Consider the following 15,497-nt stretch of genomic DNA (forward strand, 5'->3'; position numbering starts at 1 on the left):
TCGCACCTGTTGCTATGGACGAAGGTCTGCGTTTCGCTATCCGTGAGGGTGGTCGTACCGTAGGTGCTGGTGTTGTAGCTAAAATCGTCGAGTAAGTGTTTGTGGGAGGGTTCGCCCTCCCGTGCAGTAGGCCAGTAGTTCAATTGGTAGAGCACCGGTCTCCAAAACCGGGGGTTGGGGGTTCGATTCCCTCCTGGCCTGCCATTATTTAAGTGTGTGATTTCCGGGTGTGTTCTGTATATGGCTGCAAAATTAGAAACTGAAAACGTAAGCCGCTTTGATGGTGTTAAGTGGTTTGTGGTAGTGGCTATTGTTGTGGCTGGCGCATATGGTAATCAGTACTATTCAGACGAGTCTGTTCTGTATCGAGTGTTGGCTCTGCTGGCGTTAGCGGGTGTTGCTTTGTTTGTGGCGGCGCAGACGGCAAAAGGGCATGCGGCTCTGGTTTTGATGAAAGAGTCTAAAGCCGAGGTTCGTCGTGTTGTATGGCCAAGTCGTCAGGAAACCACGCAAACCACTCTAATTGTTGTCGCGGCAGTTTTGGTTGTAGGTTTGCTGTTGTGGGGGCTTGACTCTCTTTTGAGTTGGGCAATCAACTTGCTGATTGGGTAGGAGCACTTCGAATGAGTCAAAGATGGTATGTCGTGCACGCCTATTCTGGTTATGAGAAGCAGGTACTGCGCTCTATAAAGGAGCGTATTGAGCGGCACGAAATGCAGGATCAGTTTGGTGAGGTCCTGGTTCCTGTTGAGGAAGTGGTTGAAATGCGGGGTGGGCAGAAGCGGAAGAGTGAGCGTAAGTTTTTCCCTGGTTATGTTCTCGTGCAGATGGAAATGAATGATGACACCTGGCACCTTATTAAGGATACGCCGCGTGTAATGGGCTTTATTGGAGGTACCGCTGACAAGCCGGCACCAATTACTGAGCGTGAAGCCAATGCGATTCTTCAGCGTGTTGAGGATGGTAGCGAGAAGCCCAAGCCTAAGACCCTGTTTGAGCCAGGTGAAATGGTGCGTGTTATTGATGGGCCGTTTGCTGACTTTAATGGCGTTGTTGAGCAAGTAAATTATGAGAAGAGCAGGCTGCATGTGGCAGTTTTGATCTTCGGTCGCTCTACTCCGGTAGAGCTGGAATTTGGCCAGGTAGAAAAAGGCTAGAATTCCTTGAGAGTTGTGTACCCTGCACCGCTGTAGCGATGCGGGGTTGTGTCGTCTGATGCGAGTCGGACGTTTTAACGGGGAGCCGTAAGGCGTTTGCACCCATTGTTGAGGTAATTATGGCTAAGAAAATCGAAGCTTATATCAAACTGCAGGTTGCTGCAGGTCAAGCAAACCCGAGTCCACCCGTTGGTCCTGCTTTGGGTCAGCACGGTGTAAACATCATGGAATTCTGCAAGGCGTTTAACGCCCAGACTCAAGGTGTTGAGCCTGGATTGCCAATTCCGGTTGTTATTACAGTATACGGCGACCGCAGCTTTACTTTTGAAACCAAAACGCCACCTGCAGCCGTTCTTCTGCTGAAAGCCGCCAAGCTGAAAAAAGGTTCCGGCCGTCCTAATACCGAGAAGGTAGGAACTGTGAACCGTGAACAGCTCGAAGAAATTGCTAAAACCAAAGAACCTGATTTGACGGCAGCAGATATGGATGCTGCTGTGCGCACCATCGCCGGTACTGCTCGCAGCATGGGCCTTAACGTGGAGGGTGTGTAAATGACCAAGCTAACTAAGCGCGCTAAGGTTATCGCAGAGAAAGTTGACGTAACCAAGCAATACCCTCTGAGCGATGCAGTTGCTCTGTTGTCCGAGCTTTCTACTGTAAAGTTCAAGGAATCTGTTGATGTATCCGTAAATCTGGGCGTTGACCCACGTAAATCGGACCAGGTTGTTCGCGGTGCTACTGTACTGCCTGCGGGTACTGGTAAAGATGTACGTGTAGCTGTTTTTACTCAAGGCGCTAACGCTGATGCCGCAAAAGAAGCCGGCGCAGACATTGTTGGTATGGATGATCTTGCCGAGCAGGTTAAAGGCGGAAATCTGGACTTTGACGTCGTGATCGCCTCTCCGGATGCGATGCGGGTTGTGGGTATGCTGGGACAGATTCTTGGTCCGCGTGGCCTGATGCCTAACCCTAAAGTCGGTACTGTAACGCCTGACGTTGCGACGGCTGTTCGCAACGCCAAGGCTGGTCAGGTTCGCTACCGTACTGATAAGAACGGCATTATTCATGCTGGCATCGGTAAGGTTGGTTTCGAAGCTGACGCTATCAAACAAAACCTGGAGTCGTTGCTGGTTGACTTGAAAAAGACCAAGCCTGCATCTGCCAAAGGTATTTATGTGAAGAAAATCACCCTGTCCACCACCATGGGCCCGGGTCTGGTGATCGACCAGTCTTCACTGGAGTTTTAATTACCGCCCTTTGGGCTGTAATCAATCTTTGGGACTCCCGCCTTGTGCGGGAGCTGTCAAAGACCGCAGGTGCCGAAAGGCTTAATGGAATGCCTGCGCAGATGGTGTGACCCCGATTCAGAATTCTGAGTTGCCACACACCAAGTGGATGATCCGCAAGGATCTTTGTTAAACCAACTGGAGTAAATCCGTGGCTTTAGGACTAGAAGACAAAAAAGCGATTGTTGCCGAAGTCCAGGAAGCTGCTAAAGGTGCTTTGTCAGCGGTTGTTGCCGATTCTCGTGGCGTAACCGTTTCTGATATGACTGCATTGCGTGCACAGGCGCGTGAGAACGGCGTTTGGTTAAAAGTCGTTCGTAACACCCTGGCTCGCCGCGCAGTAGAAGGCACTGACTACGAATGCCTCGTAGAGACATTCGTTGGTCCTACTTTGATTGCGTTTTCTAATGAGCATCCCGGCGCCGCTGCACGCGTGCTGTCCGATTTTGCGAAAGGGAACGACAACTTCGAAGTAAAAGCAGCAGCTTTTGAAGGCGAATTGGCTGAAGTGGCGATGTTAGCCAAACTGCCAACTTACGACGAAGCGATCGCACGTTTGATGAGCGTGATGAAAGAAGCAGCAGCAGGAAAGCTGGTTCGTACCATTGCCGCCATCCGCGACCAGAAAGAAGAGCAGGCTGCCTAATTATCCCTTGTGGAATGGCAGCATGAAGCAGATTAACGAGCGTAAAGCTCAATACATTTAGGAATAGAGAAATGGCTCTTACTAAAGACGATATCATCAACGCTGTTGCAGAAATGTCTGTTAAAGACGTTGTTGAACTGATTGAAGCAATGGAAGAAAAGTTCGGTGTTAGCGCTGCGGCTGCAGTTGCTGTTGCCGGTGGTGGCGACGCTGGCGGTGCTGCTGCTGAAGAGAAGACCGAGTTTGACGTGGTTCTGACCGCCGTTGGCGACAAGAAAGTTAACGTCATCAAGGCCGTTCGTGCTATCACTGGCCTTGGCTTGAAAGAAGCCAAGGGCATGGTAGACGGCGCTCCTTCTACTGTGAAAGAAGGCGCTAGCAAGGACGACGCTGAAGAAGCTAAGAAGCAGCTTGAAGAAGCAGGTGCTCAGGTAGAGATCAAGTAATCGCTTGTGATCACCAACAGCCTGATTTTTTGATGAGTGCTGATGGCTGGTGCCCTTTGGGGCGCCGGCCTTTTTCCGTTGTAAGTCCAGTGATAATACTGGAGTTGCTTCGGGCCCTTAAAGGGCAGAACGACTGTAACGATTTTGGGACGATACTTCGTCCTTTCTAGAAGTTCGACGGTCCAATGGCGTGATCTGTTCGAGCTGATTCGCTAGGTGGCTAAGCTGGGGAACACTGATGGCTTACTCGTACACTGAGAAAAAACGTATCCGCAAGGATTTCAGCAAACTGCCGCACGTTATGGACGTGCCTTACTTGCTGGCGATCCAGTTGGATTCCTATCGCAATTTTTTACAAACCGGTGTCTCCCAGGAGGGGATGGCCGAACGTGGTTTGCATGCCGCATTCAAAACCGTGTTTCCTATTGTCAGCTATTCGGGCAGCGCTGCGCTTGAATATGTTGGCTATCGTTTGGGTGAGCCGGTATTTGATGTCAAGGAGTGTCAGCTCCGTGGTGTGACCTACTCTGCTCCGCTGCGCGTGAAAGTTCGCCTTATCATTTACGATAAGGAGTCTTCCAACAAAGCGATCAAGGACATTAAAGAGCAGGAAGTGTACATGGGGGAAATTCCCCTGATGACCGAAAACGGCACCTTCGTTATTAATGGTACCGAGCGGGTTATCGTATCGCAGCTGCATCGTTCTCCTGGTGTATTCTTCAGCCATGACAGTGGTAAAACCCACTCTTCCGGTAAGCTTTTATACAACGCGCGTGTGATTCCTTACCGTGGTTCCTGGCTCGATTTCGAATTCGATCCCAAAGACCTCGTTTTCGCTCGTATCGATCGTCGTCGTAAATTACCTGCGACAGTATTACTGCGTGCGCTGGGATTGTCTTCTGAAGAAATCTTGCAGATCTTCTTCGATACCACCAGCTTCCAGTTGACCGAAGATGGTGTCAGCATGGCGCTGGTACCCGAGCGTATGCGCGGCGAAGCAGCCAGCTTCGATATTAAAGACAAAACCGGTAAGGTCATTGTCGAGCAAGGCCGCCGTGTTACGGCTCGCCACATTAGCCAGTTGGCCAAGGCCAAGATGGATACTCTGGACGCGCCAGTCGAGTACTTGCTGGGCAAGCGTCTGGCTCGCGGAGTGGTTGATAAAGCCAGCGGCGAAATCCTTTTCGAATGCAATACAGAGATCACTCTGGAAGTGCTCGAAGAGCTGCGCGAAAAGAGCGTTATTGATCTTGAAGTGCTTTACACCAACGAGCTGGATTGTGGACCGTTCATCTCCGATACATTGGCTGCTGATACCACCACCAACCAGCTTGAAGCGTTGGTAGAAATCTATCGCATGATGCGTCCCGGTGAGCCGCCAACCAAGGAAGCCGCCGAAGCGCTGTTTGGCAATCTGTTCTTCAGCAGCGATCGCTACGACCTGTCCGGCGTTGGCCGGATGAAGTTTAATCGCCGTATTGGTCGCGATTCCGATACCGGTGCGGGTGTGCTCGATAACGATGACGTGATTGCTGTGCTCAAGACTCTGGTCGATATTCGTAACGGCAAGGGTATTGTCGACGATATTGATCACCTGGGTAACCGTCGTATTCGTTCGGTTGGTGAGATGGCTGAAAACCAGTTCCGTGTGGGACTGGTGCGTGTTGAGCGTGCGGTTAAAGAGCGCTTGAGCATGGCAGAATCCGAAGGCTTGATGCCTCAGGATCTGATCAATGCCAAGCCTGTTGCGGCTGCCGTGAAAGAGTTCTTTGGCTCCAGCCAGCTGTCCCAGTTTATGGATCAGAACAACCCCTTGTCCGAGATCACGCACAAGCGTCGTGTCTCTGCATTGGGCCCAGGTGGTTTGACCCGTGAACGAGCCGGTTTTGAAGTGCGAGACGTACATCCAACCCATTATGGTCGTGTGTGCCCTATCGAAACGCCTGAAGGTCCAAACATCGGACTGATTAACTCTTTGGCGAGTTATGCCCGCACTAACGAGTATGGCTTTTTGGAAAGCCCTTACCGTAAAGTCGTTGATGGCGTAGTCACCGAAGAGATTCATTACCTGTCTGCTATTGAAGAAGCGGAATTTGTTATCGCCCAGGCCAATGCGGTACTGGATGAGAAAGGTAAGCTTGCCGATGAAATGGTAAGTGTTCGTCATCTTAACGAATTCACCTTTATGACACCTGATCGCGTTAACTACATGGACGTTTCTCCACGTCAGGTAGTTTCCGTGGCGGCGTCCTTGATTCCTTTCCTCGAGCACGATGATGCTAACCGTGCCTTGATGGGATCAAACATGCAGCGTCAGGCCGTGCCTACTCTGCGTTCCCAGAAGCCTCTGGTAGGTACCGGTATCGAGCGCGCTGTGGCGACTGACTCCGGTGTTTGCGTCGTGGCCAAGAGTGGTGGTGTGATCGAGTTTGTTGATGCCAGTCGCATCGTGGTTCGTGTTGACGCTTCCGAGATTCAGGCCGGTGAAGCCGGTGTTGATATCTACAACCTGACCAAGTACACCCGTTCAAACCAAAACACCTGTATTAACCAGCGTCCACTGGTGAAAGCCGGTGACAAGGTTGCGCGCGGTGATGTATTGGCTGATGGTCCTTCTGTTGACTTGGGTGAGTTGGCGTTGGGTCAAAACATGCGTATCGCATTTATGACCTGGAACGGTTTCAACTTTGAGGATTCTATTCTCGTTTCCGAGCGTGTGGTGCAAGAAGATCGTTTCACCACGATTCACATTCAGGAGCTGACCTGTGTGGCGCGGGAAACCAAGCTGGGATCGGAAGAGATTACAGCGGATATTCCTAACGTCGGTGAGCACGCCCTGAACAAGCTGGACGAGTCCGGTATTGTTTATGTCGGTGCAGAAGTTGAAGCCGGCGATATTCTGGTGGGTAAGGTGACACCTAAGGGTGAGACTCAGCTGACGCCGGAAGAAAAGCTGCTGCGTGCCATCTTTGGTGAGAAGGCGTCCGACGTTAAGGATACTTCCTTGCGTGTACCAACTTCGGTCAAGGGTACCGTGATCGATGTCCAGGTATTTACTCGCGATGGCGTCGAAAAGGACCAGCGTGCGGTTTCTATCGAAAAGACCCAGCTCGACGAGGTTCGCAAAGACCTTAACGACGAATATCGCATTGTTGAGCAAGCAACCTACGAGCGTCTACAGGACAGTCTGGTTGGCCAGAAGGTTAACGGCGGCCCTGACTTGAAGAAAGGGGATACCCTGACGCAGGAATACCTCGAAGGTCTTGAGCGAGGTCAGTGGTTTAAGCTGCGTTTGGCCGACGAATCGTTGAACGAGGTTCTTGAACTGGCCGAATCGCAGCTTAATGAACGTCGTGAAAAGCTGGATGAGCGCTTCGAAGACAAGAAGAAGAAGCTGCAAACTGGCGATGACCTGGCACCGGGCGTACAGAAAATTGTCAAGGTATACCTTGCGATCAAACGTCGTATCCAGCCGGGTGACAAGATGGCGGGTCGTCACGGTAACAAGGGTGTTATCTCGGTCATTATGCCGGTTGAGGATATGCCTCACGATGAGCATGGTGAGCCGGTTGATATCGTATTGAACCCATTGGGTGTGCCGTCTCGTATGAACGTGGGTCAGATTCTTGAAACTCATCTGGGCATGGCTGCCAAAGGCCTTGGTCGCAAGATCAACGAAATGGTTGAAGCTCAGAAAGGCGTTGCCGAGATCCGCAAGTTCCTCGACAAGATCTACAACGGTGTTGGTGGTCGTGACGAGAACCTTGATGAGCTCAGCGATGCTGAAATTATCGATCTGGCGCGTAACCTTGCCGATGGTGTGCCGATGGCAACGCAAGTCTTTGATGGTGCTCGTGAGAGTGAAATCAAGGAACTGTTGACCCTGGCAGGTATTCCGGATTCCGGGCAGTTAAGCCTGTTTGACGGCCGTACTGGTGATCAATTCGATCGTCCTGTGACCGTTGGTTACATGTACATGTTGAAGTTGAACCACCTGGTAGACGACAAGATGCACGCCCGTTCTACTGGTTCCTACAGCTTGGTTACTCAGCAGCCGCTGGGTGGTAAAGCGCAGTTTGGTGGCCAGCGCTTCGGTGAGATGGAGGTGTGGGCGCTTGAATCTTATGGCGCAGCTTATACCTTGCAGGAGATGCTCACCGTCAAGTCGGATGACGTCAACGGTCGTACCAAGATGTATAAAAACATCGTGGACGGCGATCATCGGATGGAACCTGGCATGCCTGAGTCCTTCAACGTTCTGGTGAAAGAGATTCGGTCTCTTGGCATCGATATCGAACTGGAAACCGAGTAAGCAGCTAAGCGCGGGGAGCTGTCACTGAACCGACAGCTCTTTAGCCAACCCCGCGAGGAGATACGATCTTGAAAGATTTATTGAATCTACTGAAAAACCAGGGACAGACCGAAGAGTTCGACTCGATTCGAATCTCCCTGGCATCACCGGAAATGATCCGTTCCTGGTCCTTTGGTGAGGTCAAGAAGCCGGAAACCATTAACTATCGTACGTTCAAACCTGAGCGTGACGGTCTGTTTTGCGCCAAAATTTTTGGTCCGGTAAAAGACTACGAATGCCTGTGTGGTAAGTACAAGCGTCTTAAGCATCGCGGTGTCATCTGTGAGAAATGTGGCGTTGAAGTTGCTCTGGCTAAAGTGCGTCGTGAGCGCATGGGTCACATCGAGCTGGCCAGCCCGGTGGCTCACATCTGGTTCCTGAAATCATTGCCGTCCCGTATCGGCATGATGCTGGATATGACCCTGCGTGATATCGAGCGTGTGCTGTACTTCGAATCCTATGTTGTTGTTGATCCGGGTATGACCAGCCTCGAGCAAGGTCAGATGATGAACGACGAGGAGTACTACGAGGCGCTGGAAGAGTTCGGCGATGACTTCGAGGCCAAGATGGGTGCCGAAGCCGTTCAGGCCCTGCTGGGTGATATGAGTCTCGAAGACGAGATTGCACGCCTACGTGAAGAGATTCCTGCGACCAGCTCCGAAACCAAGATCAAGAAGCTGAGCAAGCGTCTGAAATTGATCGAGGCGTTCCACAACTCGGGCAACAATCCTGAGTGGATGGTGCTGAAAGTACTGCCGGTTCTACCGCCCGATCTGCGTCCTCTGGTGCCTCTGGACGGTGGTCGTTTTGCGACTTCCGACCTGAACGATCTGTACCGTCGTGTGATCAACCGTAACAACCGACTCAAGCGTCTGCTGGATCTGAGTGCGCCTGATATCATCGTGCGTAACGAGAAGCGTATGCTGCAGGAGTCTGTCGATGCGTTGCTGGATAACGGTCGTCGCGGTCGTGCTATCACCGGTTCCAATAAGCGTCCATTGAAATCCCTTGCCGATATGATCAAGGGCAAGCAGGGTCGTTTCCGTCAGAACCTGCTCGGTAAGCGCGTCGACTACTCCGGTCGTTCCGTTATCGTGGTTGGCCCAACCTTGCGTTTGCATCAGTGTGGCCTGCCCAAGAAAATGGCGCTGGAACTGTTCAAGCCGTTCATCTTCGGCAAGCTGGAGGCTCGTGGTGCAGCGACTACGATCAAAGCCGCCAAGAAGATGGTTGAGCGTGAAGAGGGTTTGGTGTGGGATATCCTTGATGAGGTTATCCGTGAGCATCCGGTCCTGCTGAACCGTGCACCTACCTTGCACCGTTTGGGTATTCAGGCGTTTGAGCCGGTACTGGTTGAAGGTAAGGCCATTCAGTTGCACCCATTGGTGTGTGCGGCCTATAACGCCGACTTCGATGGTGACCAGATGGCGGTTCACGTACCGCTGACCATTGAAGCGCAGCTCGAAGCTCGTGCGTTGATGATGTCAACCAATAACATCCTGGCACCGGCCAGTGGCGAGCCAATTATCGTACCGTCGCAGGACGTGGTCTTGGGTCTGTACTACATGACTCGTGAACGCATCAATGCGAAAGGCGAAGGCCTGGTGTTTGCCGATATCAAGGAAGCGCAGCGCGCTTACCGTACGGGTCATGCCGAGTTACATACTCGCTGTAAGGTTCGTGTAAACGAAGTGATCATCGATAAAGAAGGCAACAAGGAAGCCAAACTGCAGTTGGTAGAAACCACTGTCGGTCGTGCCCTTTTGTTTGATATTTGCCCGGATGGTATCGCTTACGAGCTGATTAACCAGCCCATGAAGAAGAAGGCGATCTCTAACCTGATCAACACCTGCTATCGCGATGTGGGCTTGAAAGAGACGGTTATCTTCGCTGACCAGTTGATGTACACCGGTTTTGCGTATGCAACCAAATCGGGTACATCGATTGGTGTAAACGACTTTGTTATTCCTGACGAAAAGGATCAGATCATCGAGGACGCCTCTGAAGAGGTGCGCGAAATCGAAGAGCAGTTCCGTAATGGCCTGGTAACTCAGGGTGAAAAATACAACAAGGTTATCGATATCTGGTCACGAGCCAACGAGCTGGTTGCCAAGAAGATGATGGATAACCTGGGTAGCGATACCGTGGTCAACCGTGAAGGCAAGAAGGAGGAGCAGGAATCCTTCAACTCGGTCTACATTATGGCGGATTCCGGTGCGCGGGGTAGTGCCGCCCAGATTCGTCAGCTGGCCGGTATGCGTGGCCTGATGGCGAAGCCGGATGGCTCCATTATCGAAACCCCGATTACTGCAAACTTCCGTGAAGGCTTGAACGTACTGCAGTACTTTATCTCGACTCACGGTGCTCGTAAGGGTCTGGCCGATACCGCCTTGAAGACAGCGAACTCCGGTTACCTGACCCGTCGTCTCGTGGATGTAGCCCAGGATCTGGTGGTTACCGAAGATGATTGCGGTACTGATCAGGGTCTATGGATGGCTCCTCACATCGAAGGTGGTGATGTGGTTGAGCCGTTGGGTGAGCGAATTCTGGGTCGTGTGGTTGCCCAGGATGTGATCAAGCCTGGCACCGACGACGAGGTGGCGGTTACGGCCGGTACTCTGATCGACGAAGCCTGGGTAACTCGCCTCGAGGCGATGAACGTTGATGAGATGCTGGTGCGCTCTTCCATCACCTGTGAAACTCGCCATGGCGTGTGTTCCAAGTGTTATGGTCGCGACCTGGGTCGTGGTCATCAGGTTAACAGTGGTGAGGCGGTTGGTGTTATCGCTGCCCAGTCAATCGGTGAGCCGGGTACCCAGCTGACAATGCGTACCTTCCACATCGGTGGTGCGGCGTCGCGGACCTCGGCTGCTGACAGCATTCAGGTGAAAAATGGCGGCGCCTTGCGCTTGCACAACCTGAAAACGGTTGAGCGTAAAGACGGTTCCCTGGTGGCGGTTTCTCGTTCCGGTGAGCTGGCGGTGGCTGATGAGTTTGGTCGTGAGCGTGAGCGTTACAAGCTGCCTTATGGTGCCAATATCCTTTGCCAGGATGGTGCTGACGTGGCTGCCGGTGACATCGTTGCCAAATGGGATCCGCACACGCACCCCATTATTACTGAGATCGCTGGTAAGGTCGCTCTGTCCGGAATGGAAGAAGGCATTACCGTTAAGAAGCAGACGGATGAGTTGACCGGTCTGTCCAACATCGAGGTTCTGGATCCCAAGGATCGTCCAGCTGCCGGTAAGGATATTCGCCCTGCCGTTGGCCTGGTCGATGACGAGGGCAATGAACTCAAGTTGGCCGATACCAATACTCCGGCGCAGTACTTCCTGCCTTCCAACGCCTTGCTGAACCTGAACGATGGTTCACAGCTGGAAGTGGGTGATGTTATTGCCCGTATTCCTCAGCAGAGCTCAGGTAACAAGGATATTACCGGTGGTCTGCCTCGCGTTGCTGACCTGTTCGAGGCGCGTAAGCCGAAAGAGTCTTCCATCCTCGCTGAAATCAGCGGTATGGTCAGCTTCGGTAAAGAGACCAAGGGTAAGAAGCGTCTGGTGATCACGCCGACCGATGGCAGCGATCCTTATGAGGAGCTGATCCATAAGTGGCGTCATCTCAACGTGTTTGAGGGTGAGAAAGTGGTCAAGGGTGAGGTTATCTCTGATGGCCCATCTAACCCGCACGATATCCTGCGTTTGTTGGGTATCAGCGAGCTGGCCAAATACATCGTTAACGAGATCCAGGACGTTTACCGTCTACAGGGTGTAAAGATTAACGATAAGCACATCGAAACCATTCTGCGTCAAATGCTGCGTAAGATTGAAATTACCGATACCGGTGATTCCAGCTTTATTCGCGGTGACCAGGTTGAGTACGTGCGCTTCCTCGAGCACAACGAAGCATTGGAAACAGAGGGTAAGATTCCGGCCAAAGGCGAGCGAGTATTGCTGGGTATTACCAAGGCGTCGCTGGCGACCGAGTCCTTTATCTCGGCCGCTTCTTTCCAGGAAACTACTCGCGTATTGACCGAAGCGGCAGTGACTGGCAAGCGCGATTTCTTGCGAGGCCTGAAGGAGAACGTTGTGGTGGGTCGACTGATTCCTGCGGGAACCGGTCTGGCGTATCACAAGGACCGTCGTCTCAAGCGTCTGGAAGAAAGTGCGGCTAGCACTGGTACCGCCAGCGTAAGTTTGAGCGATGTTGAGCAGGCATTGAGCGAGGCTCTGAACTCAAGCGACAGCTAAGTTCTAATCGCTATAAAAAAGTAGTGAAGAATAGCCCGGGCCGTTTAGATAGCGGATTCCGGGCTTTCTCTTGACTCGGGTGGGCGCGATCTATAAAATCTCGCGTCCTTTAACATGGCTGAATTTCTATTTGGTCAGTTTTAATGGGCTCTGGCCCCTATTTGTTAACTAGTGGAGTTTGCTTACATGGCAACTATTAACCAGTTGGTTCGTAAGCCGCGTAAACGCAAAGTCGCGAAGAGTGACGTTCCAGCGCTGCAGGCTTGCCCTCAGCGTCGTGGCGTTTGTACTCGCGTCTATACAACTACCCCAAAGAAGCCGAACTCTGCGCTTCGTAAGGTATGTCGTGTGCGTTTAACCAACGGCTTCGAAGTAACCTCGTACATTGGTGGTGAAGGCCACAACCTGCAAGAGCACAGTGTTGTTCTTATTCGCGGCGGTCGTGTAAAAGACTTGCCGGGTGTACGTTATCACACCGTTCGCGGCAGCCTGGATACCCAGGGTGTAAACGACCGTAAGCAAGGTCGTTCCAAGTACGGTACCAAGCGTCCGAAGTAATTTTTATCTGTTGATAAGAGTAAGGCTGAGCGTCGCCGGCAACGGCTGTTCTCAGGCCAGACCTGAAGACCTACATTTTTTAGAGGGCTTATCATGCCAAGAAGAAGAGTCATCGCTAAGCGCGAAGTTCTCCCGGATCCAAAGTACGGGAACCAAACGCTAGCCAAGTTTATTAACCACGTAATGATCAGTGGTAAAAAATCTGTTGCAGAGCGCATTGTTTATGGCGCGCTGGACAAGGTTGCCGAGCGCTCCAAGGGAGATGCTCTGGAGCTGTTTGAAAAGGCGCTGGAATCCATTGCGCCTATGGTAGAGGTTAAATCCCGCCGTGTTGGTGGTGCAACCTACCAGGTACCGGTTGAGGTTCGTCCTTCCCGTCGTACCGCTCTGGCTATGCGCTGGTTGGTGGATTACTCCCGTAAGCGCGGTGAGAAATCCATGGCGTTGCGTCTGGCTGGTGAGATTGCTGATGCGGCCGAAGGTAAGGGTGCAGCGGTTAAGAAGCGTGAAGACGTTCACCGTATGGCTGAGGCTAACAAGGCCTTCTCTCACTACCGTTTCTAATTTTTCGAGGATAATCTCGTGGCTCGTAAAACCCCTATTGCCCGATATCGTAATATCGGTATCTGTGCGCACGTTGATGCGGGAAAGACAACCACTACAGAGCGTGTGTTGTTCTACACCGGAATGTCTCACAAGATTGGTGAGGTTCACGACGGTGCGGCAACCATGGACTGGATGGAGCAGGAGCAGGAGCGTGGTATTACTATCACCTCTGCGGCAACTACCTGTTTCTGGAGTGGCATGGATAAGCAGTTTCAGGACCACCGCGTTAACATCATCGACACCCCTGGGCACGTTGACTTTACCATCGAGGTAGAGCGTTCGTTGCGTGTGCTGGATGGTGCGGTTGTGGTTCTTTGTGGTTCGTCTGGTGTTCAGCCTCAGACTGAGACCGTTTGGCGTCAGGCCAACAAGTACGCCGTTCCGCGCATGGTGTTCGTTAACAAGATGGACCGTGCCGGTGCCGATTACAAGATGGTTGTCAGCCAGCTCAAGGAGCGTCTGGGTGCTGTTGCGGTTCCCCTGCAGATGACCATTGGCGCTGAAGATGAGTTCAAAGGTGTTGTCGATCTCGTGAAGATGAAATCTATCATCTGGAGCGAAGACGATATGGGCACCACATTCGAGTACGGCGACATCCCTGCTGATTTGCAGGATGAGTGTGAAGCCATGCACGAAGAGCTTGTCGAAGCTGCTGCAGAAGCGACCGAAGAGTTGATGGAGAAGTATCTCGAGGACGGTGAGCTGTCTGAAGAGGAGATCAAGGCGGGCATTCGTGCGCGTACCCTGGCTAACGAGATTGTTCCTGTATTGGGTGGATCTGCGTTTAAGAACAAGGGTGTGCAGGCGGTATTGGACGCAGTGATCGAATACATGCCTTCTCCTGAAGAAGTAAAGGCGATCGAAGGTACACTCGACGATGGTGAGACTGTCGAAGAGCGTGGTGCCGACGACAAGGCACCTTTTGCTGCGTTGGCATTCAAGATTGCTACCGACCCCTTTGTTGGTAACCTGACCTTTATGCGCGTGTACTCCGGTACCTTGAATTCCGGTGACTCCGTATATAACCCGGTTAAGTCCAAGAAAGAGCGTATCGGTCGTATGGTGCAGATGCACGCTAACAACCGTGAAGAGATCAAAGAGGTTCTGGCGGGCGATATCGCTGCTGCAATTGGCCTTAAGGATGTCACCACGGGTGATACGCTTTGTGCGCTGGATTCTCATATTACGCTGGAGCGTATGGAGTTCCCGGAGCCGGTAATCTCTGTTGCGGTTGAGCCGAAATCCAAAGCGGATCAGGAAAAGATGGGCATCGCACTGGGCAAGTTGGCTCAGGAAGATCCTTCGTTCCGTGTTGAAACCGACGAAGAGTCCGGTCAGACCATCATCTCAGGAATGGGTGAGCTTCACCTTGATATCCTGGTTGATCGTATGCGTCGTGAGTTCAGTGTTGAGGCCAACATTGGTAAGCCGCGCGTTGCTTATCGCGAGAAGATCAAGGGTACTGTCGATGCAAACCACAAGTTTGCGCGTCAGTCCGGTGGTCGCGGTCAGTACGGTCACGTTGTTATCGAATTCTCTCCATCCGAAGAGGAAGGTCTCGAGTTCGTTAACGAGATCGTGGGCGGTACGATTCCGAAGGAATACATCCCTGCTATCGAAAAAGGCATTGCCGAGCAGATGCAGAATGGTGTGATTGCGGGTTATCCGTTGCTGGGTCTGAAAGCTCGTCTGTACGATGGCTCCTTCCACGAAGTCGACTCGAATGAGATGGCGTTTAAAATTGCCGCATCTCAGGCTCTGAAGAAGTATGCGCCGGAAGCTAAGCCTGTGCTGCTTGAGCCAATGATGAAGGTCGAAGTGGTAACGCCTGAAGATTACATGGGTGACGTTATGGGTGACCTGAACCGTCGTCGTGGTCTTGTGCAGGGTATGGAAGACAGCACTTCCGGAAAGATTATCAATGCTCAGGTGCCATTGGGTGAAATGTTTGGTTACGCAACCGATTTGCGTTCCGCTACCCAGGGTCGTGCAACTTACTCCATGGAGTTTGAAATGTACGCCGAGGCGCCCGCTAGTATCGCGGAAGCGGTCAGCAAGCAAGCTTGATTTTTGATTAAAACTTTTTAAGAAAGGTATATTTAGCAATGGCTAAGGAAACTTTTGAGCGTAATAAGCCCCACGTAAACGTGGGTACTATCGGTCACGTTGACCACGGTAAAACTACTCTGACAGCTGCTCT

Annotated in this window: 13 protein-coding genes and 1 tRNA gene; all 14 read left to right on the forward strand. The window is 52.0% G+C overall.

Going from position 1 to position 15,497, the window contains the following annotated elements; all coding sequences use genetic code 11:
- Positions 1 to 95 (forward strand): EF-Tu C-terminal domain-related protein (locus MIB40_RS18150; protein ID WP_454892287.1); only part of this gene is annotated, 95 nt, incomplete at its 5' end.
- A 33-nt stretch (positions 96 to 128) separates the two neighbouring features.
- Positions 129 to 204, forward strand: a tRNA-Trp gene (locus tag MIB40_RS18155).
- A gap of 36 nt (positions 205 to 240) precedes the next feature.
- Positions 241 to 612, forward strand: coding sequence for a preprotein translocase subunit SecE (gene secE, locus MIB40_RS18160; protein WP_249696919.1), 372 nt, complete (start codon positions 241 to 243; stop codon positions 610 to 612).
- An 11-nt stretch (positions 613 to 623) separates the two neighbouring features.
- On the forward strand, positions 624 to 1,157 hold the full coding sequence (gene nusG, locus MIB40_RS18165) for a transcription termination/antitermination protein NusG (RefSeq protein ID WP_249696920.1): 534 nt from the start codon (positions 624 to 626) through the stop codon (positions 1,155 to 1,157).
- Positions 1,158 to 1,276: 119 nt separating this feature from the next.
- Positions 1,277 to 1,708 (forward strand): 50S ribosomal protein L11, encoded by a 432-nt coding sequence (gene rplK / locus MIB40_RS18170; protein ID WP_249696921.1) that lies wholly within the window; start codon positions 1,277 to 1,279, stop codon positions 1,706 to 1,708.
- Positions 1,709 to 2,404 carry a 50S ribosomal protein L1 gene (rplA, locus tag MIB40_RS18175; protein WP_249696922.1) on the forward strand — a complete coding sequence of 232 codons (696 nt, stop codon included), beginning with the start codon at positions 1,709 to 1,711 and terminating at the stop codon, positions 2,402 to 2,404.
- 190 nt (positions 2,405 to 2,594) lie between these two features.
- Positions 2,595 to 3,089, forward strand: coding sequence for a 50S ribosomal protein L10 (rplJ, locus tag MIB40_RS18180; protein ID WP_249696923.1), 495 nt, complete (start codon positions 2,595 to 2,597; stop codon positions 3,087 to 3,089).
- A gap of 71 nt (positions 3,090 to 3,160) precedes the next feature.
- On the forward strand, positions 3,161 to 3,535 hold the full coding sequence (gene rplL / locus MIB40_RS18185; protein ID WP_249696924.1) for a 50S ribosomal protein L7/L12: 375 nt from the start codon (positions 3,161 to 3,163) through the stop codon (positions 3,533 to 3,535).
- 238 nt (positions 3,536 to 3,773) lie between these two features.
- Positions 3,774 to 7,847 carry a DNA-directed RNA polymerase subunit beta gene (rpoB, locus tag MIB40_RS18190; RefSeq protein ID WP_249696925.1) on the forward strand — a complete coding sequence of 1,358 codons (4,074 nt, stop codon included), beginning with the start codon at positions 3,774 to 3,776 and terminating at the stop codon, positions 7,845 to 7,847.
- 68 nt (positions 7,848 to 7,915) lie between these two features.
- Entirely contained in the window at positions 7,916 to 12,133 is a 4,218-nt protein-coding gene (gene rpoC / locus MIB40_RS18195; protein WP_249696926.1) for a DNA-directed RNA polymerase subunit beta', read from the forward strand.
- A gap of 186 nt (positions 12,134 to 12,319) precedes the next feature.
- Positions 12,320 to 12,691: a 30S ribosomal protein S12 gene (gene rpsL, locus MIB40_RS18200; RefSeq protein ID WP_125018478.1), complete on the forward strand. Its 372-nt coding sequence runs from the start codon at positions 12,320 to 12,322 to the stop codon at positions 12,689 to 12,691.
- A 93-nt stretch (positions 12,692 to 12,784) separates the two neighbouring features.
- Positions 12,785 to 13,255 carry a 30S ribosomal protein S7 gene (gene rpsG, locus MIB40_RS18205; RefSeq protein ID WP_249696927.1) on the forward strand — a complete coding sequence of 157 codons (471 nt, stop codon included), beginning with the start codon at positions 12,785 to 12,787 and terminating at the stop codon, positions 13,253 to 13,255.
- Positions 13,256 to 13,273: 18 nt separating this feature from the next.
- Positions 13,274 to 15,364: an elongation factor G gene (gene fusA / locus MIB40_RS18210; protein WP_249696928.1), complete on the forward strand. Its 2,091-nt coding sequence runs from the start codon at positions 13,274 to 13,276 to the stop codon at positions 15,362 to 15,364.
- 38 nt (positions 15,365 to 15,402) lie between these two features.
- Positions 15,403 to 15,497: GTP-binding protein (locus MIB40_RS18215; protein ID WP_249696929.1), on the forward strand; the 95-nt coding region annotated here is incomplete at its 3' end.

This window comes from Aestuariirhabdus haliotis (assembly GCF_023509475.1).
GTDB lineage: Bacteria > Pseudomonadota > Gammaproteobacteria > Pseudomonadales > Aestuariirhabdaceae > Aestuariirhabdus > Aestuariirhabdus haliotis.